Source organism: Chitinophaga varians, assembly GCF_014529945.1.
In the GTDB taxonomy this organism is placed as follows: Bacteria; Bacteroidota; Bacteroidia; order Chitinophagales; family Chitinophagaceae; genus Chitinophaga; species Chitinophaga varians.
The window spans coordinates 121,135-141,696 of the sequence record NZ_JACVFB010000009.1 but is presented as its reverse complement, the minus strand read 5'-3'; the positions used below and the strand labels follow the sequence as shown (position 1 = coordinate 141,696).

Genomic DNA, 20,562 nt, shown 5'->3' with positions numbered 1-20,562 from the left:
TTAAAAAGTAGCGTTCACACCGAAAATGAAGGAGCGTGTTTTCGGATAGTAGTTACGTACGTCGATACCCGGTGTCAGGCCACCGAGGTCTATTTCCGGATCAATACCTCTATAGCTGGTAATGGTAAATACGTTGTTAACGTTGCCGTATACACGAATGGACTGGATATACTGGCTCTTTGTTTTGAAAGTATAGCCCAGTGTCAGGTTGTCCATACGCAGGTAAGAACCATTTTCCAGGAAGCGATCAGAGATCAGGAAGGAATTTTTATCGTTGTAAGACTCTCCCAGTGTGAATTTGGAAATGTTGGTCATTTTAGCGTCGGTAGGCGTATTGATCGCTGCCAGGGTAGCGTTCAGGATTTTGTTGCCGGACACGCCGCGGATAAAAATTGTCAGATCGAAACCTTTATACAGGAAGGTGTTGCTCCATCCGTAGGCTACTTTAGGCTGTGCGGAGCCGGCCACCATCAGGTCAGCAGTGCTGGGTGAAGTGGTAACGGTGCCATCGGCTTTCTGATAGGTGGAGATGCCGTCTTTATCTTTACCGAGGTAGTGGAACAGCGTGAAAGTACCGATAGGCTGGCCTTCCAGTACTTTCTGGCTCCAGTTGCCTGACTGGCCTTTACCACCGAGGATAGCGGTCGGGATATCTTTCAGGGTAAACTGCTCATTGGCCAGAGAGCTGATTTTATTGGTATTGTGAGAAGCGTTGATGGTGGTCCTCCAGGTGAAATTTTTTCCTCTGATCACATCTGCATTGAGGACGATCTCCACCCCTTTGTTGCTCACTTTGCCGACGTTGGCCAGCAAGGTGGTAGCGATGTACTGGGTAGTGGACACCGGATAGTTCCAGATGAGGTCAGATGTTTGTTTATCGTAGTAGTCGATCGCGCCGCTCAGTCTTCCTTTCAGCAGGGTGAAGTCCACGCCCACGTTGAACATGGCGGTACGTTCCCATTTCAGGTCGGGGTTGGCGTTTTGCACCGGCGCGATGGCGTTGATCAGCTGACCGTTATCGTAGTAGCGGCCAACGGTGCTGTATTGCAGTTGTGCCGTGAGCGGATCGAAGCCGAGCGAGTTACCGGAGATACCATAGCTCACGCGGAGTTTCAGGTCGTCCAGTGCACGTACTGTTTTCAGGAAAGACTCCTGGCTGATGCGCCATCCGATGGACGCCGCCGGGAAATAGCCCCACTGGTTGTTTTTACCAAAAGCAGAAGAGCCGTCATTACGCAGGGAGGCCTGTACGTAGTATTTATCTGCGTACTGGTAGTTGATCCTGCCGTAGTAGGAAATAAGGCGCAGCGTGGTGAGGGTGGTCTGAGCAGAGTTGTCGAATACGACAGTGCCCGCAGGCGGGTTGCTGAGGGCGAGGTTGTTCCAGGAGAGCGCATCGCTGCCGAAGCCCTGGGTGGTAACGCCAAAGCCGTCGCCGCTGCGGTCTTCCTGCCAGGAGTATCCTGCCAGCACTTTGAAATTGTGTTTACCGACGGTCTTGTCATAGTTGAAATAAGACTCGATGATATTACGTGTATTCGCCCACGATATACGGTTGGCCTTACCGCCGTTGCCTTTGGCGAGTACGGAGAGGCTGTTGTAATATACATTGCGGTTGAACTGTTCCCGTTGGGTGGTGAGGCTGGCGGTATAAGTCAGACCGGGCAGGATCTTCACTTCAGCGAGGCCGGTGGCCAGGAAGCGGGAAGATTTGGTCTGGTCTTTATTATTTGCGATGAGTGCTACCGGGTTGTTGCTGCCTCTGATGTTGCCGGCAAAATCTTCCGTATAGCTGCCATCGGGGCGTGTAACCGCTACCGTAGGCAGGTAGTTGAGCATATTATATAATACCGCGTCAGGTACGTTATCCTGTTTGGTGGAAGAATTGAACACAGAGAAATCGAGGCGCAGCCGATCGTTGAAAGCACGTTGACCAACGTTGGCGCGGATGCTCATCCGATTGAGGGCAGAGCCTTTGATGATACCTGGGTTGTCGAGATAATTCACGCTGAAACCATAGGTAGTGGCTTTAGAGCCGCCCATAATAGAGAGGTTATGGTTTTGTGAAACGCCTGTACGTTGTACTTCGTTCTGCCAGTCGGTGTTGACCAGTTTCTGTGTGCCCGGAATAGTATCGTTGTTAGCCGGGGCCAGCACCTGTCCGTTGTCTGCGAGGTATTTACGGAGCTCGTCGCCGGTCAGCACTTCCAGGCGTTTAGCTACTTTTTCGATGCCCACGTAAGCGTTGTAGGCGATGCGAAGCTGGTCTGTTTTAGGGCGGCGGGTGGTGACCATGATGACACCGTTGGCCGCTCTGGCGCCGTAGATGGCGGTAGAGGCGCCGTCTTTCAGTACGTCGATGGTGGCGATATCATCCGGCGCCACCAGATCGATGGGAGCACCCGGTACTCCGTCGATGACATAAAAAGGCTCCTGCGCACCGGAGCGTAAGGTAGAAGGACCTCTCAGTATCACGGTTGGTGATTGGTTAGGATTCCCGCTTTTAGTTACAGTAAGACCGGGCACCTTTCCCTGCAACAACATGGAGGGGCTGCTGATCACGCCTTGTGTAAACTCACCGGCGCTGACGGAGGAGATGGAGCCCACCACATTTTTTTTGCTGGTTTTACCATAACCGGTAATCACCACATCATTCAACTGGCGAAGTTGTGGTGTTAAGGTAACATGAATGGTGTGTTGTCCTCCGATCGCTACATCTTTACTGTCGAATCCGAGGAAAGCGATGTGCAGTGTGGCATTGGGGCTGCTTACTTCGAGTTTGTACACCCCTTCAATGTCTGTTACAACACCTGTTTTAGTGCCGGCTTCAGATACACTGACACCGGGGAGTGGTTGTTTTTTTTCATCTGTAATTTTACCCTGGATACTGAATTTTCCCTGGGCCTGCGCATCGTTTGGCATGAGGCAGATGCATATGACCATGCACGTAAAAGCACAGAAAACCTTTACGTAAAAATTCAGCAGCTGGCTACTGAAATAAAATTTGTTCATAAAAGTGCGCTTTAATTTAGCTAAGTGAAAAGGATGATTGATTACCGGGCGTATATGTATGCCCGTGAAGAAATTCAAATGACGTGCGTTTCAGTTATTAATTCGTGGAATCGTACATCTGTAAGGCTTTTCGGTTGATAAAGCTGTTGTGACAAATATGTTTTTTAATCGATTGCCTAAAGTATGATGTACATAAAGATCCACCATGCGAGTGCAAACTGACCGCAGTGACTTTCTTCATTGATAAGCAGGTTTGTAATAAAATTGATTTTGTAAAACTAGAACGCGAAAACAGGATTTAATAATGAAGCGTGTTACCAGATTATTAAATCATTTGGTTATTGGGTTATTGGGGTATTGAGGTATTGGGGTAGTGAGATATTGGGGTATTGAGTTGTCAGGTTATTTGACTATTTAATTATTGAGTATGTCCAGGCACACTCAATAATTAAATAACCAAATAACCAAATGACTAAATATTACTCGTCTGCATTCTGGCTTTAACCATTTCGCTTACACGATACACCATCCAGATGCTGACCAGGGTGAGTATTGACATCAGATATCCAACAATGTCATAATGTTCCAGCGGACTGTGTTTATCTTTTTGTACGACAATCATCCCTGCAATCGCTGCTGCAACTCCACCTGCAATTTGCTGCAAAGAAGAGTTGATGCTCATGAAAGCGCCTCTGTCTTCCATTTGCGGCACAGCGCTGATGAGTGCATTACTGGGAATACTACGGCCCAGGATACCGATCATCAACAGTACGTTCCATGCCATAACGATTGGGAGCGGTGTTACGTTAAGCCTTGTATAGATGAGCGCAATGATGATCATCCAACTGGCGCCCATGGCAAACAGTTTGAATTTATCGATACGGTCTGCCAGTTTACCCACGAGCGGCAGTATCACCAATGCTACCACGCCGGACACCATGAACAGGAAAGGCAGTTGTTCATCGGTGAGGCCGAGGTTATTGACAGCAAAGGCGCTGCCGAAAGGCATCATCATAAAACCACCGATAGACACCAATGCGGTACCGGTATAGCCCATCCTGTATTGTTTGTTGGTGAAGGTTTTCCATAAGTGGGCCAGTGGCGACTTGTCGCTTTGCACTTTCAGATGTTGGTTCACCGGTTTTAATTTCACCTGTATCAGCAGCATGACGAGCAAAGCGAAACCCGCTACCAGCAGGAAGGGCATCCACCATCCATAACGATTGGCGAAGAAGAGGCCGATGGGTACGCCCAGCACCTGGCTGGCGCCGAAGCCCATCATCAGAAATCCCATCACACGGCCGCGGTGATGAATGTCGAACAAGTCGGTGATGATGGCCATGGAGATAGAAGCGATCACGCCACCGAAAAGTCCGGTAAAGATGCGGGCCGCCACCAGTAATGGATACGTGTGGGCGAGGCCGCAGAAAACAGTTCCCAGGATAAAGCCGCTGTAGAAAAATGTGAGCAGCTTCTTACGATCAAAGCGGTCGGCGAAGCCGGCTGTCAGCAGGCCGGAAGCCCCGGCGCTAAAGGCGTAGGCGGAAACCGCCAGACCGAATTGTTGGGGATTAAGGTCCATGGATTTCATGAGCAGGTCACCCATCGGCGACATGATCATAAAATCGAGGATGACGGTGAACTGGGTTAGCGCCAGTATCAGCACGACAAATTTTTGATACCCTGTGAAGGGCACCTTAGTGGTATCTTTTTGCATGGTATTCAGTAATTGAAAATAAGGGCAGAGATTATGGTTTTAAAGCTTTTACAACGACCTCAAATGTTTGCCGAAGCAGTTTGTCTGTGAGTTCAAATGGCTTTTTAGTAATGCCGCGTCCTTTGTAATGAAAGCGCAGCAGGTTGTACAACGGCGCAAACGCCACCGACCACCAGGCTTCCACCGGAAGCGGGATAAGTTCCTTCCTTTTAATCGCGCCATCCACGAAACGTTGCATACTGTTATAGAACATAGCACTAATAACGCCTCCTGCTTTTTCACCATAGCTGGACATCTGAATTCTTTCGATGAACGAGGAAGACAACGGATTGGCCTTCAGGTAAATTGCCCTGCTCGTCCATTGTTGCCACAGGCCTGTTTCAAAAGACTGGTCCGGATCAAAGTCTTTTAAAATAGCGTCTGTCAACCGAACACCTTCCTCAATGGCCACCTGTGTGATCAGGTCCTCCTTGTCTTTGTAATAGATATACAAAGTAGCGACAGAGATGCCGCAGGCCTTTGCCAGACTATTGACCGAAAAGTTTTCAATACCATTGGTCACTACCATCTGCATCGTCATACTTTTGACGAGTTCCATTTTTTCCGTGTTCCGGGTCCGCATGATTTTTTTCTACAAACGTTTGAGTATCCAAAAATAAGTGAATATTCGCTTACTTATGTTTTTTTATCCAATTTTTTTTCGGGAGATAAGATGGCTGTTTTTCATTACCGTACTTTCAGCCACTGCAGCAGGGCATTGAGCATTTGTGACTTGTAGTCGTTGGTATCCTGGGGATTGGCGGTATTCCGGAAGAAATGATCGACGGGGTATACTTTGTAGGTCAGGTTTTTCTTACCAAGGCGCAGGAACTCCAGCGGCAGGTAATCGAGGCTATAAATGGGGGAATTGGTATCGTGGATGCCGGCCACCACAAACAGCGGAATATTGAGCTGAGTGAACTGCTGTACCGGTGGTTCCGCGCCATAGCTGGCCCACCGCTGGTAGGTATTGCTCTCCCACTCCTGCCGGGTATCCTGCGGATGCTGGTAGATATCTTCAAATAGCTGTAATAGTGAGTCTACCCGCCGCTGGGCAGCAGCATAGCTAATATGGCCTTTGGCAGCCTGCTGACGGGCATCTACAATAAAATCATACAGCTGATTGAGGCCACTGCCGAAGATGCTGGCGCAATGGGTCACCTTTTTATTGAGCATCGCCACTTTCGGTGCTACCTGCGCCCCTTCCGAATAGCCATATACGACCACGCGGGCAGGATCTACCGGAAACTTCGCACACACCGCGTCAATCACACGGGCGGCCGCCTGGGCGCGCCATTCCAGCCCTCCTTTATGACGGTAGATATACGGCATGGGCAACAGCCGGTCCACATCTTCCATGGTCACCGTATCCCGCTGTACCTGTATGGTATCGCAGAACGGCACACCGGGCTTGCTGATCATCACCACATGGAAGCGGTTGGCCAGCTTCAGCAGATCGGAGTCGAAAGTATTCATGACCTCCATGCGGCGCGGTTCCTTCACCAGCAGCGCCAGCGGCAGGTGACCGGAGCCATCCAGGAGCAACAGCAGCGGTCTTTTCGAGGTAAGTCCTTCAGCAGAGATATAATAACGGATATCCCCCAACGCGGCATCGTGCAGCGTATAAGCGTTCAGGTGATAATCCGCCGGGGTTACGGGTTGTGCGTATAAGCCGGTTGTCAGCCCTAACAGCAGCAGACAACCGACCCATCGGTATAAGCGAAACATCATACCCTTAATATACGAAAAGTATTAACGCAACGCCACCACCGGATTAGCCCTCGCCGCCTTTATTGCCTGAAGGCATATGGTGACGATGGTGATCAGGATCGCCAGCGAGGCGGTGACTGCAAATACCCACCATCCGATATTGATCCGATAAGCAAAATCCTGCAGCCAGCGGTTCATCATCCACCAGGCCAACGGTGACGCCACTACGATAGCAATAGACACCAGCTTCAGGAAATCGCGGGACAGCAGCGTCACAATGCTGGTCACGCTGGCGCCCATCACTTTGCGGATACTGATCTCTTTGGTGCGCTGCTCGGCAGCATAGGTCACCAGTCCAAATAAACCGAGGCAGGAAATCAGGATGGCGAAACAGGTAAAGGAAATGAATATCTTACCGGTGCGCTGGTCGGCCGCATAGAGGCGACTGAAATCGTCGTCCAGAAAGGTATACCGGAAGGGTTGGCCTTCCATACCGGCCACCCCGTGGTACTTGTCTTCTATTTTGCTGATCAGCGCCGGAATATTGCCGGTATGGACGCGGAAAGCCATCATATCCGGCCGCTTCGCCAGTCGCATGACAATAGGTGGTATTTTAGTGCGCAGGGAGCCGCTGTTGAAATCTTTTACGATGCCGATAATCCGCAGCGGTTTATTGCCTTCGTAATTGGCATAGAGAAAACGGTTGTTCAGGTCCGTATAACCCAACAGTTTGGCGGCTGTTTCATTGATCAGCAGCGCACTGCTATCAGAAGGCATGTCCGGCGAAAAATTACGGCCATGGGCCATTTGCATGCCCAGAGTGTTGATATAGTCCGCATCCACCTTCCATTCAAACAATCCCATTACCTGGCCGGCGCCGCCTGTTGCCTCTTTCGCAAAAATACTGGTGCTCATGACGGTAGATACCGGCAGTGCGTCCGTCATCGTCCCGGCCTGCACGCCCGGCAGGTCCAGCACCTCATTTTTAAAAGCTTCCGCATGCGTCCAAAGCGCCTGCGTGTTTTGCAGGACCACCACCTGCTCGCGGCTGTAGCCCAGCTTTTTGTTGCGGATGTAGTTCAACTGGCTATAGATGACCAGCGTACCCACGATCAGCATAACAGCGGTAGAGAACTGGAAAACCACGAGGCTGTTGCGCAGCCATCCTCCCCGGAAACCGGTGGCTAGTTTACCTTTCAGCACCTGTACCGGCTCAAATGAGGAGAGGAAAAAGGCGGGGTAGCTGCCTGCCAGCAGTCCCACGATGAAAATGGTGACCACAATGCCCAGCAGCAGCCATTGATTGGCCAGCATGCCGGCGAAAATGGATTTACCCCCTATCTGGTTAAGATAAGGCAACAGCAGCCATGCCAGCACCACGGCCAACGACGCAGCCAGCAGCGTTGTCAGCATAGACTCTGTCAGGAACTGTGTAATGAGGTTGGAACGCTGCGAACCCAATGCCTTACGCACGCCCACTTCGCGTGAACGGCCGGCAGAACGGGCCGTAGAGAGGTTCATAAAGTTCACACAGGCAATCAGCAGGATAAACACCGCCACTACCGTGAATATATATACGTACTGGATATTTCCTCCCGGCTCCAGTTCATTGGTGAACGGAGAATACAGGTGTATTTTGGTCAGTGGCAATACATCATACCGGAAATGGCTGCCACTGCGCTCCAGTTCATCGATACTGCTGCCCACCATTTGTTTCAGCGGGCCGTCCATATAGTTTTTGGTCAGTGTTTTCAGGTAACCGAGCAACATGGTTTCGCTGACGTCTGGCCGTACCAGCAGGTACGTATCGTAGTTATCAGCCATCCAGGCGGTGTTACGGCTATCTTCCAGGCTGGCCATAGACCAGATAAAGTCATAATGAATATGCGAAGCGGCCGGCATGTTCTTTATCACGCCCGTCACCAGATAATCATCCGTATTATTGACATGCATGATTTTACCCACTGCTGCATCTGCCTTACCGAAGTATTTCTCCGCCATCTTTTCAGAGATGACCATTGTGTAAGGCTTCGTCAGCGCCGTTTTAGGATCTCCGGCCACCATAGGCAACGTAAAAACATCAAACAGGGTGGAATCAGCGAAACCGCCGTTGTGCTCCATCAGGGTTTCATTACCTTTTTTGATCAGTACGGAGCGGTCTCCGAAACTGCGCATTCTCACATAATTTTCGATGCCCGGGAAATCCTTCATCATGGTGGCCCCCATCTGTGCCGGCGTATACCGCTCGCGGAAAGCGTTGCCATTTACCAGAAAATCTGCATTAACGCGATAGATGCGGTCCGCCTTTTCATTGTGCCGGTCATAACTCAGTTCATCTATTACAAAAAGCGTGATAAGCAGACAGGTGGCCAGCGCCACTGCCAGCCCGAAAATATTGATAGCAGCATAGCCCTTGCTGCGCGCAAGGTTCCTGACAGCGATTTTAAGGTAGTTCCTGATCATTGAACAGTTGGTATTTGCCTGTGCAGCAAAAAGACAATGCCATGTTTTTACGCATTGAAAACCAGCACATTAACTTTTGCGATTCAAGATAAATGTACGGTTTTAAAGCATGCGTCGTTCGTTTCCGGACACACACAGGGAATTACGAATTACTAATTACGAATTACGAATGGAGCGTCGTTGATTGCGAAGGTCAATAAGGAACCTCGTTGTAAGTGACTTCTCCATTCGTAATTCGTAATTAGTAATTCGTAATTGGCTTAGTGTTCTGTGATGCGGTTTTCGCGCACATCTTTCAGGTGCGTCATGATACGCTGTGGCAACAGGGGGCTGTCGAAAGGCAGGTCTATGGATACTTTTTCGAAATCGCGGGCATGATGCACCCGATCGAAGATTTCGTAGAGCGCGATCGGTTCTTCGGTGAAGCTTACGCAGGTGCTGATGAAAGAAAGCTCGTTGACCTGAAAACCGGGGCGTTTCATTTTATCTTCCACATCTTTCAGCCGTCCCACAAAATGGCGCTGCCGGATGAAAGTGGTGCTGTTCATGATGATAAAAAGATAATTGGCGAAAGAGGTGATTTTGCCGTAATACATGTGGTTGTCGCGACCGGTACGTTCTACCAGGTATTCATCGCCTGAGCGGTATATTTCCAGGGAAGAGCGCCAGATACGGTCTTCTTCGTCCTGATCACGCATGGGCAGGTTGCGGTTATAGCAATACCAATACCCTACCAGGTGCTCCAGCAGCTTATGGTTGACCGGCGCCAGCGGGATATTGATCTTCAGCTCATGAAAGGGAAAACCTTCCGTGGCGGTATTGATAAAATCGATGTAATTCGTATATCCCAGCGCGTTAGCGATGGTATTTAACCGGGCGAAGTTCGGGCTGCTGATAGCTGCTGCGGCTGTCCGGCTTTTCCAGGGTTTGAGTTTTTTGATGATCAGGTGTTCGTAGAAATAATTATCTCCGAAAGTGAGCGGCGCCACCGACAGCTTTTTCTTTTTCCGTTGTTTGTCGAGCAAGGCATTAAATTCCCCCGCAACGTGCGCCCATTCCGTTTTGGAGACGTCCTTCCATTCTTTTTTACGAAGGAAATGCCAGGAGATATAATTCATCAGGCGTTCCAGGTTAACTAACTCTTCCCTAGTCATAATAATACGATTTTAAGACGAAAAAAAGACGCTGTAAGATAATCAGAAGATTCCGGTATTATGGGAAAAAGCGAATTTACTTTCAAATAAAAAACGAACATATGACAAGTACCATTAGCATCACGCCTCGTATCCGCGGAGGCACCACATTCAGACAGGACCCGCTTTGGCAGGGGATTACCGCCTTTCATTTAGATGATCCCACCGCCGCGCTTCCCTTCTCGCGAAAACTGGCCCGGGAAAACGACTGGAACGAACACTTTACCAGCAGGGCCATTGCAGAGTACCGCCGGTTTATCTATCTCTGCTGTATCTCCCCTACCGGCGCTTCCCCTTCGTATGTGATTGATCAGGTATGGCACAAACACCTGCTTTACACAGAAAATTACTGGGAACATTTCTGCCCCCATGTCCTCGGCCGCAAGTTGCACCATCATCCTTCCAAGGGCGGGCCACCGGAACAAACCAGGCACCACGATTGGTTTGAAAACACACTCCGGCTGTATCAGACCGTTTTCGGCGAAAGTCCCCCTGCCGACATCTGGCACCATACCCCACGTTCTCCCAAAAAAAATCCACGCTCCCGCTTCTTTACACGGCTTCTGCCTCTTCTCTTACTCCTCAGTATCCTGCTGACCGGCTGTACTCCCGGAGAAACCGTTTTCGGACTGATCGTACTCGCGCTCGTCGCTTATCATAGCGCCCGCAAAAGCATCAAAGGCGAAAGCAGCGATGGTTCCTCCGGCAGCTCCTGCAGCAGCGGCAGTTCCTGCGGAAGCAGTTGTGGCAGCAGCTGCGGAGGTGGATGCGGAGGAGGATGCGGCGGCTGCGGTGGCAGCTGAGCCTTTAGTCAATATTCCTTCACGTTAAAACAAATAACTTATGCGGACCATCTCCAAACAAACCAGCTACATCATACTGGCGGCCTGTGTGGCAGCCATCCTTATCTTCCTGAATTTTTCCTATCACCGGCTTAATCCTTTTCATCTGGCGGGAAAACAGTTCCTCGGTTTTTACAGCCTGCTGATACTGGCCACGCTGGGCAACGTACTGTTGCTGCGGCAGCAGTATTCACGGCTGGCCGGTCAGGTCAACCTTCTTTGCCTCCTGCTGGGCATAGCGCGACTGATACAGGGTGTGTATCATCACAAACCGGTCGGCTTTCTGCTATTACTGCTGTTATTCCCTATTATCACGGCGTTCAGGCTACGCGCACGCAGCAACCCGGCCTGACGCGCTCTGTTGTACTGCCTTTCACCTCAACTTTCTTCTCCATCACCTTCTACAAATAACTTAACCACCAATGCCGGTGTGTGGACCGATATCGGTCGAACCAACGGCAAGGCCTATACAAAACAGCCACTACAGCAGCCCAGACGAGATACACTCCCGGCAACGCATATCCGAAATCGGCCGGTCTGAACCAGAAAGGTATCTGCGCAATCTGCGCCGAATGATATCCCGCCGCAAAAAATGCAACGACCAACACGGTATGCAGCAGGTAAAAGTGTAACACGTAATAGAAAAAAGGTACGCGGCCATAAATCGCCAGCACATTATTTTTTGTCTGCTGTATCTTTTCAAACGCAGCCAGCGCCAGCAATGCAGGCCCGAGGGTCATCCCGGCAAATTGCAGGGAGGGCGGGTATTTGCTGGTATCCAGGAAGGATAAGACATTAGACCAGAGATCGGGATATATTTTGCGGGGAACAGGGTTGCCATATCCGTTTATCCAGCGTAACAACACAAACATCACGATCAACGCTGCGCCGGTGATCATCAACCGTTGTTTTCTTTTCTCTGCCGGAAAATCGCGGGCAAACCACCGGCCTATACAATATCCCAGCAGCATGATACCTGTCCATGGTAATACAGCATAGAACGCACCTATCAAATGGGTAGCATTCAGCGGCACGATGCCACCGCGGGAAGTGAGCAACATCAGCCACGCTACAGACGCCGGCCCCGCTGCGGGCAACTTCATATAATCGACCACGTTATGCCCAAAGAACAGCAGCAGTCCTGCTACCAGCACCGCATTCCACGACCACCAGCTGAGCAGTCCCAATATTACCATGCTCCATCCGATGGCCCATATCACCTGTAGAATCACAAAGTTAAAGAAGGGATTAAACGTCAGGCCCAGTGTGATCACCGTCACTTCCACCACCACCAGCCACAGTCCCCTTTTGATCAGGAAGAGGGCTGCCTCCTGTCTTGTTTTCTTTTGCGCTGCCAGGAAAGCGGAAACGCCGGAGAGGAAAACAAAAGTTGGCGCGCAGAAATGGGTGATCCAACGGGTAAAGAACAGCATCGTTGTGGTAGTGGCCGGATTGAGCGGGTCTGCCGTCATGGCCGTGATGTGGAAAAAATCGCGGGTATGGTCCAGCGCCATGATCACCATCACCAGGCCACGCAGCACGTCGATGGAAGCTACCCTGTAAGGAGCGGTTGTGTTCATGTGGACAGTTTTAAAAGTATCAGCCCGTTCGGTAGCGGTGTACCAAACGGGCTGACAACATAACGGTTAAAGATATACGTTATCTGTTTTCATATGTCGGAAAAGCCGGGGCTTTATATCCTTTTTTCTGCAACAGCGCTTTGATTTCTGTAATAGCGCGTTCGATCTGTGGATCTATTCCTTTGGCCATATCACCGAGATTTTCGTCCACCAGGATATCCGGATCTACGCCGTGCCCTTCGCGGAACCAGGTGCCTTCAGGGCTGTACATACGGAAGCTGGGCGCTGTCACACTTCCACCATCAATCAGGCCGGGCGTACCGGAATACCCGATAAGGCCGCCCCAGGTACGGGTACCGATCAACGGACCGAGGCCTGTCCTGCGGAAGTAATCCGGAAACGCATCACCACCGGAACCACTCCAGCCATTGATAAGCATCACCTTGGGACCAAAGTGGCCGATCTGTGGTGCAGCCAGTGGTGCGCCATCGCGGGTAGCCCAGTAAGCCAGCGGTTTGCGGGCGAGCAGCTCGATGAAACGGTCCGGGATCTGGCCGCCGTTATTGAAGCGTTCGTCGATGATCAGCGCCGCTTTGTTCCACTGTGCACTGAACTGGCGCACCAGTTCATCCTGCCCGTCGATGCCTGTGCTGGGCACAAAGATATAACCTACCTGGTCATTTGTCACCTCAGCGATGTGTTTACGGTTACTTTCTATCCAGGCAAGGTGACGCAGGCGATATTCATTGCTGATGGTTTTTACCACTGCTGTCTTAGCGCCGTCGAAAGAAGGACGGCTGTTATAGGTGAGCTCCACCGCTTTGCCGCCCAGGCCCTGGAAGGCATTAAAGGGTTCAGTAGCGGTAGTCAGCGGCACACCATTCACCGCCAGGATATAAGTGCCTTCGGGAATATTGATGCCTGGTTCCGCCAGCGGGGAACGGGCTTCCGCGTCCCAGTCAGCTCCGCGGACAATATGTTTGATCTTGTAGTACTTACCATCTGCTTCCCAGTCGGCTCCGAGGTAGCCTACGTTCATCTCCTTAGTGGTTTCGAGGTCTCCACCGAAAACATAAGCATGCGAGGCGTTCAGCTCCGCGATCATTTCACCGATCACAAAGTTTACTTCTTCGCGGGTGCGGGCGCCTTCGAGGATGCGGCTGTATTTCTCCTTTACTTCATTCCAGTTAACACCATGCAAATGAGGATCATAGAAATAGTCACGTTCTATGCGCCATGCCTCGTTGAACAGTTGTTTCCATTCCTGCACAGGATCGAGCTGCATGCTCATTTCATTGATGCGGAGGTTTTTGTCTACCTTCTGGTTAGGCGCCAGATCGATGATCGCATAACGCTCACCGGTAACGAGGATTTTTTTACCATCAGCAGAGATCTGATATCTTCCCGGATCTTTGATAATTTCTTTTTCTTCCCGTTTCTCCAGATCGAAATATTTAAGGGTGACATTTCTGTCGGCAGAACCGGTATTGGAAACATTATTATAAAGTACCTTACCTTTTACCGCAGCAACACGGGAATAGTTGCCGGCTTCCACGGGCAGCATATACAAGCGGGATTCTATGTTGTCCAGATCAATCTTTACCTCATTGTTGTTCTTAGCCGTCTCCTCTCCTTTCTTTTTATCTTCTTTTTTGGGAGATGATTGTGCAGAATCCTTACTTACCTCTACCGCATCATTTTCGGTGGACATCACCGGCGGCACATCTTTCCGCAGGCTGATGGCCGCCACCTTAGTAGTATTGGCATAGATGAAGGTATTTTCCACGTCGCTGTAGATAGGCTTGAAAGTCCTGTTGGTGAGCAGGTACAGGTATTTACCTTCCGGATCAAATACCGGTTCTATGCTTTCGTAATAGCTGCTGGTGATCTGGTGACGTTGATTGCCGGGCACATTGTACAGAAACACCGCATTGTGCATATTCTCACAGTCACGGCTATACGTTAACCAGCGGCTATCGGACGACCAGCTGCATTGCCAGTTGCTTAGGCCATCCTCGGCATAGTGCAGGGCTTTATCTACGTTGGTCACTTTACCGGTGGCCACATCAATGATATTGATGCGCATGGTCTGGTCGATATAAGCAATCTTTTTATTGTCCGGCGACCAATAGGTATGATAACGGAAACCGGGACCGAGATGGGTCACTTGTTTCGCTGCCTCTTCTTTACCATTTTCCGCCAGCCACAGTTCATAATCGCCGGTCTGATCACTCCACCAGGCGATGTATTTACCATTGGGAGACCAGGCAGCATCCCGTTCAGCCGCGCCGCTGGTGCGGGTGAGATCTTTCACAAAACCGTTTTCTGCGGGCAGGGAGAACACTTCTCCGCGTGCACCGATCAGTGCACGTTTGCCATCAGGGCTGATATCTGCGTACATAATATCCTTATCAGCTTTGATAGTCTTGGGTTTCAGGGTGGCTACGTCTGTAGTGATATTAATTTTTACTTCTTTGGATTGCTGAGATTCGAGAGAGAGCGTATACAGTTTACCACCCGCTTCGTACACAATATCTTCCGGTCCGATGGCCGGGGTGTGTACGTCATAGTCCGTATAATGCGTTACCTGTTCAAAGGTCTTGGTATCTGTTTTATATCGCCAGAGGTTCATTCTCTTTTCCGGTCCGCGGTCAGACAACAAATAAATGTTGTTCTTGTACCACATTGGAAACTCATCGCCGCCTTCACTTTTAGCAGAAATGTTCTCAGACAGGCCGGTATCGAAATGATAGATGTGAATATCCGCTTTCATACCGCCACGGTAGCGTTTCCAGGTGCGGCTGCTTTGTGAGCGGGTAGTGACTGCGATGCTTTTACCATCGGGTGAATAGCTGCCAAATTCAGCATAAGCCAATGGCAGTTTAGTGGGGGCGCCACCGTTTTCAGGGATGGTGTAAAACTGATTGAACCGGTCTTTGGTGCTTTCACGCCGGGAGGAGAAAAGCACCTGTTTGCCGTCCAGCGTCCAGTCGATCACGATATCAGGATTCCCGTGTTGGGTAAGCCTGACCGGCACACCGCCGGTTACCGGCATCACATAGGCGTCGAGGTTACCATCGTAGTTGCCGGTGAAAGCCAGCTTACTGCCATCCGGCGAAAAGCGGGGATACATCTCCATCCCGGCCGGAGAAGTAATCCTGACAGCAGTACCTCCTTCTTTTGGCACCAGCCAGATGTCGTTGGCGTAGCTGAAAGCAATTTGAGTACGGGAAACGTCCGGGTAGCGGAACAGGCTGGCGCTCACCTGCGCCTGGGATTGAGTCGCTAACAGGCATGACAATGCCAGCAGAGCATTTTTCATCATAAGCGGTTGATTGTTAAAGGGTCTTCTCCAGAGCTTACTTTTTCCGGATAAACGAATGTAGCAAAAACGAAACATTTAAATCTGTTGCTTTCTTAAAAAGACGACTGTGCCGCGGAAAAGTTGCTTTCCGCGGCATATTTTTTTTGTTCATCTGTTGTTACTCCCGGATATCGATATCCAGTCCGGCGTTCCAGTGTTTATATTCCGGTGTATAATAGAGGTATACATTGCCCGCCTTACCTTTGTAGGTACCGGCTATTTCAGCTTTGAGATCAAGGTAGATTGTTTTGTTTTCATCCGGGTTAAAGTCCATCCAGTAAATCACCAGATAGTTGTCGAATATCTCATAGTGGGTGATCTTTTTCGTTTCGGCCAATTCTTTCAGTTGCCATGGCTGCACCGACAACCCTGCCGGGATGCCTATTTTAGCCACAGACATCGGCTGGCCTTTATCCGTTTCATTTTTCACCGTCACGTTCATCCTGACGGTTTCACCGACTTTTGCCTGCGTAGCGCCCAGTGAAGTATGGAGTGCTAATGGTCCTGCTGCATCGTTTTCCGGGAAGAATACCTGGTAGTTGACATTGAGGCAGTATGGCATAACACCGATCGTATCGGAGGTGGTTGCTGTAAAGGTATTATTGCCTTCCTGCAGCAGTGCCGGGTCTATTTTGCCGGGGAGTACCGGCGACTGGTTGATGCTAAAACTATTTACAGCGGCCCCTTTTTGCCAGGTGACCATTTTTGCATATGCCGTCAGCAGTTCCAGGGTCAACAGGGTGGACTGGGTAGACCCAAAACCATAGCTGTTACGCTGCTTCATGATCGACTGCATCAGGAGGCTCAGTTCCACGATGTTATTTTGATCTTTCACCAGTGCCAGTCCATACCAGGCCATCGTTTCCACGGTGAGCGAAGTGCCGGAGGCGCCCACCACGCTGCTTTTCGTCAGGGTGTTATTAGCTATGCCCTGCCGCAGCAGTGTCATCAACTGCTGATAATCATTCGGGCGTGCCATATAATGCGCCGCATTGGCCATCACAGACAATTGCCACATGCTGTTACTTTTCAGCGCTGTTTTCAGCGCCGCCTCATATTCCGGGATAATCTCCTGTCCCACGCCTGCTTTCGCCATCGCATATACGATGTAGGTGTTGGCCACGCTGTAAGGCACGGCTCCGAGCTGGTAACTTTTGGAGGCTTCCAGGCTGAAACCTCCTTTTCCATTGCGGCGGCGCAGCAGGAATTTTTTGGTGCGCGTCAGCATGGCTTCGTCCACCTTAATAAACTCTTTCATATCGGTGAACTCCATCAGGCCGTAGGCTGTCAGCACTTCCTGAGGCGGCACATGGCCAAACCATTCAAAACCGCCGCCAGGTGTTTCGTAGCTATTCAACAGGATGTAGCCGCTACGCAGATAATCCCGGGCCTTCTTTTTGATCTCCGGATTCAGTTTACCGGTTTGCTGTAGATATTTCAGGATAAAAATGTTGGGGTAAGTGGTGGAAGATGTCTGTTCAAAACAACCGTGCGGTTCCCTCAACATATCGGTGATCACTTCCATGGTCAGCTCTTCCAGTTCCTGGTACTGGTTCAGGTCCACCCGGAGCGTCCCTGGCACCATTTTTTTCATATTGAAGCGCCAGCTTTCCGGTTTAGCAGCCGATAACGCCAGGTTTACCGGGAATCCTTTATCCGCCACCTCTACCGGCAGCGTAATAAATTCACTTCCTTTCCCGGTACTGACGTTAAAATAGATTTCATCTTTCAGCGCCGCAGTAGCTTCCACCGGCAGCAATATCCTGGCGCTACCATTGCCGGGTAATACCACTCGGGATTTATATTCGCCGGCTTTCAAGCCTGGGGGTAACGTCATCGCTACTTCCAGCGTGATGCCGTTGGGGGTGTTGTTATTCATCACCATGGGCAGCAGGGCCTTATCCCCCACGGTGAGATAGGGCGGTATTTTTACGTCCACGCTCACCGGCGCCTTCGCGGCGTAGGTGGCTTCCGTGCGGCCCACCTGGCCGTTGTAGCCAATACCTTCCGCGATAGCACGGAAAGAGGTAGTTGCGTCGGAGTTGTAGAAAGAGACCGTGGCTTTGCCATCTTTATCGGTTTGTACCACCGGATTCCAATAGATGGTTTCCCGGAAATCGTTCCGGTCCTTTGTATCCAAAGAGGTGTATACCGGCGCATAAAAACGACGTACAGGCGTAATGGTTTCCCCGGTTATCTGCACGGCTGCGAAGGGCAGTTTGTAGTCGGGCGACAGTCTCACCTTGCGGTATTCCCCTAACGGTCCTTCGCCGGTAATAACGACAACGCCATTTGCTCCACGGGAGCCATAGAGGGCCACTGCAACAGCATCTTTTAACACGGTGATAGCGGTAACTTCGCCGAGGCCGCCCAGCAACTCACCAGAGGCAACAGGCACACCGTTATAGATGAACAACGGCTCGTTGATCCCTGTGGTTGATCTCATGCCCCGTATCACGACATGGGTAGCGCTGCCAGGGGCATTAGCCGTAGCGCTGATGCCGGTGCCGAGACCGCCCAGCGCGGTGTTAGGAGTTTGCACGCTTACTATGGCCGAGGATGACGTGTGAACGAGTGCGGTCGCCAGTGATTTTTTCTGGAGGAGATGGTAGCCTGCCACCACTACTTCCTGCAGTGCCCTGTCGCCTTCCATCCCGGCCAGCCTGCCCGGTAATTCTCCGGGATATGGGCGTTGCTGGTTTTCCTCGGGCACCATCTGCACTTCCGGCGCTTCTGTAGCATTCACCGCGGTATCCATCAGCGGTTTGGCGAGGTCCCATTTACTTTCGGCGAGCATGGCCCTGTTTTCCGTGATGCGAAGCTCGTTTCCATCCCTGTCGTTGATTTTATGATTCGGTACCGCCACCAGTATATATTTATCAGGAGCCAGGCCTGTTACTTCAAACCGGCCAGCGGAATCTGTTTCTACCATCATAACTGTTTTTTCCGGCACCATGCTATGCAGGAAATATACCTTCGAGGGAACAGGCAGGTTCTTTTTACTGGTCACCACGCCCGCCAGTCGATGCTGCGGCTCCGGTCCATATGTCAGTTTGTTCTGTTGCAGGACGATATCCTCATAGTCAAAATACCGATAGCCATTGGTGAGCATCAGCAGGTCCAGCGCGGCCGGCGCCGTGGATTCATCCTGTTTAAAATAAAAGAATGGTTCTTCTATTTTACCATGCAGTTCGGAACTGAGCAACAGCCAGGACAGAATATTGTCCTGCCGGTCGTCTGCCAGCGTCCATTTTTTATCGTCTACTACTGCCAGGGAGAGGTTGGCGGGAACAGGCATTCCCCGGTCGCCTGTGGTGGTAATATCAAGTGTCACTTTCTCGCGGGGCCGGTACACCTGTTTCTTCGGCGACACCTTCACCTGTAAAAGTTGTGATTGTCCGAGGAAGACAATTCTTTCCGCCAGCGGGAGAGCATTGAGCTGTGACACCGTAAACACCGCAATGCCGGCGGGGAAAGTCGCCGGGTCTACCGGTATGGTTTGTTCCCCTGCCTGTAGTTGTATTACCTGTTTGAAATGTGTAACGTTGCGGGTTTTACCCTCCAGCGTTACCGTTAGCGGTTGCGATGCCCTTAATACCCATTGCAACAGGCTGCCTTTTCGTGTCACATTCATCACTATCCCATTGCCGGCAGCCACGGGCAACAGATAATCTCCCTGTGCGCCGGCGGGCGCCGATAAGCGGGCCCTATAGCGCCGTTCGGGTTGCGGGGTAAACTTAAATGCCCCCATACCAAAACGAAGGCTCTCAAAAGCAGCCACCTGTTTGCCCTGATCATCCAGCACGACGCCCTTCACATCTGCCGGTTTGCCGTATTCATTGACAGCTTTAAAGGCCATATTGGTAGCGATACCATTGACCAGCGTCCCACCTTCGGGCATAAACCGGAGATCAATTTTATTCAGGGTGATGGGGATGCTTCTGGAGATCGCTTCTTTGTTATTGCGGTAATCCACGGTGATGTTCAACAGGCCATCGTTGGTACGCAGTGTATCCGGCAAACGGAACACCACCCGTGCCTTACCGGCAGTATCTGTGGTAAAGCTTCCGGACGACAATATGCTGCCGCCTATCGCAACCGTATATTGCACGGGGAAATTGTCGATGGGCTGTTGTTGCAGGTCTTTCATGCTGTATTCCGCCGCCACCTCATCGCCTGGGCCATAGCCTTTCCGGGGGAAATCGAGCTTCATCAGTACGCGGGGCGCGATCACTTTCAGTAAAGTTATCTCGCGTTTAAAAATGGTACGGGGCTTTTCATTGAGCATCCACGACGTATAGGCGCGCACGGTATAGATACCTCCCGGCATATTATTCCCAAAAACAAAAGCGCCTTGTGCGTATCCGTCGGTGACACTATATTGTTGCTTTTCCACCACACTGCCAGCCGGCGAAATCACCTCTACAAATACCCGTTTGCTGACCATATTAGGCTGAAGGTCCTGCGCATTCACCACATAGATTTTATAAAACAGTTCCTCACCCGGCGTGAAGAATACATGGTTGGTATGCAGGTATACTTTCTCTTTGGCAGTTTTATAATCGAGCTGCTGGGCAGATAACAGTGACGACTGTATGAAGAACAGCCACAGGCAACAACAGATTTTTATCAGATGTTTCAT

Annotated in this window: 11 protein-coding genes; 2 read left to right on the top strand and 9 right to left on the bottom strand. The window is 50.7% G+C overall.

All coding sequences use genetic code 11. The features are described from left to right. The 6 genes from ICL55_RS33430 to ICL55_RS33405 all read right to left on the bottom strand — a co-directional run bounded on the left by ICL55_RS33430 (position 1) and on the right by ICL55_RS33405 (position 10,095). Positions 1-3,012: a SusC/RagA family TonB-linked outer membrane protein gene (locus ICL55_RS33430; protein WP_188106093.1), complete on the bottom strand. Its 3,012-nt coding sequence runs from the start codon at positions 3,010-3,012 to the stop codon at positions 1-3. Between the two features lie 472 nt (positions 3,013-3,484). After that, positions 3,485-4,729, bottom strand: coding sequence for an MFS transporter (locus ICL55_RS33425; RefSeq protein WP_188106091.1), 1,245 nt, complete (start codon positions 4,727-4,729; stop codon positions 3,485-3,487). A 31-nt stretch (positions 4,730-4,760) separates the two neighbouring features. Further along, positions 4,761-5,327: a TetR/AcrR family transcriptional regulator gene (locus ICL55_RS33420; protein WP_223151681.1), complete on the bottom strand. Its 567-nt coding sequence runs from the start codon at positions 5,325-5,327 to the stop codon at positions 4,761-4,763. Between the two features lie 128 nt (positions 5,328-5,455). Next, entirely contained in the window at positions 5,456-6,499 is a 1,044-nt protein-coding gene (locus ICL55_RS33415) for an alpha/beta hydrolase family protein (protein WP_188106087.1), read from the bottom strand. A gap of 21 nt (positions 6,500-6,520) precedes the next feature. Beyond that, positions 6,521-8,941: an ABC transporter permease gene (locus ICL55_RS33410; RefSeq protein WP_188106085.1), complete on the bottom strand. Its 2,421-nt coding sequence runs from the start codon at positions 8,939-8,941 to the stop codon at positions 6,521-6,523. Positions 8,942-9,201: 260 nt separating this feature from the next. Further along, entirely contained in the window at positions 9,202-10,095 is an 894-nt protein-coding gene (locus tag ICL55_RS33405; protein WP_188106083.1) for a hypothetical protein, read from the bottom strand. A 101-nt stretch (positions 10,096-10,196) separates the two neighbouring features. Between ICL55_RS33405 and ICL55_RS33400 the strand changes: the two genes are divergently transcribed. Next, positions 10,197-10,937: a glycine-rich domain-containing protein gene (locus tag ICL55_RS33400; RefSeq protein WP_188106081.1), complete on the top strand. Its 741-nt coding sequence runs from the start codon at positions 10,197-10,199 to the stop codon at positions 10,935-10,937. Positions 10,938-10,977: 40 nt separating this feature from the next. Further along, positions 10,978-11,328: a hypothetical protein gene (locus ICL55_RS33395; RefSeq protein ID WP_188106079.1), complete on the top strand. Its 351-nt coding sequence runs from the start codon at positions 10,978-10,980 to the stop codon at positions 11,326-11,328. A gap of 49 nt (positions 11,329-11,377) precedes the next feature. On the opposite strand, the gene ICL55_RS33390 is transcribed toward ICL55_RS33395, so the two are convergent. From ICL55_RS33390 to ICL55_RS33380, 3 genes are all read right to left on the bottom strand, one after another. Beyond that, positions 11,378-12,556 carry an acetyltransferase domain-containing protein gene (locus ICL55_RS33390; protein ID WP_188106078.1) on the bottom strand — a complete coding sequence of 393 codons (1,179 nt, stop codon included), beginning with the start codon at positions 12,554-12,556 and terminating at the stop codon, positions 11,378-11,380. 79 nt (positions 12,557-12,635) lie between these two features. Beyond that, positions 12,636-15,881, bottom strand: a complete 3,246-nt coding sequence (locus ICL55_RS33385; RefSeq protein ID WP_223151680.1) for a S41 family peptidase — start codon at positions 15,879-15,881, stop codon at positions 12,636-12,638. A 157-nt stretch (positions 15,882-16,038) separates the two neighbouring features. Continuing rightward, on the bottom strand, positions 16,039-20,562 hold the full coding sequence (locus tag ICL55_RS33380) for an alpha-2-macroglobulin family protein (RefSeq protein ID WP_188106076.1): 4,524 nt from the start codon (positions 20,560-20,562) through the stop codon (positions 16,039-16,041).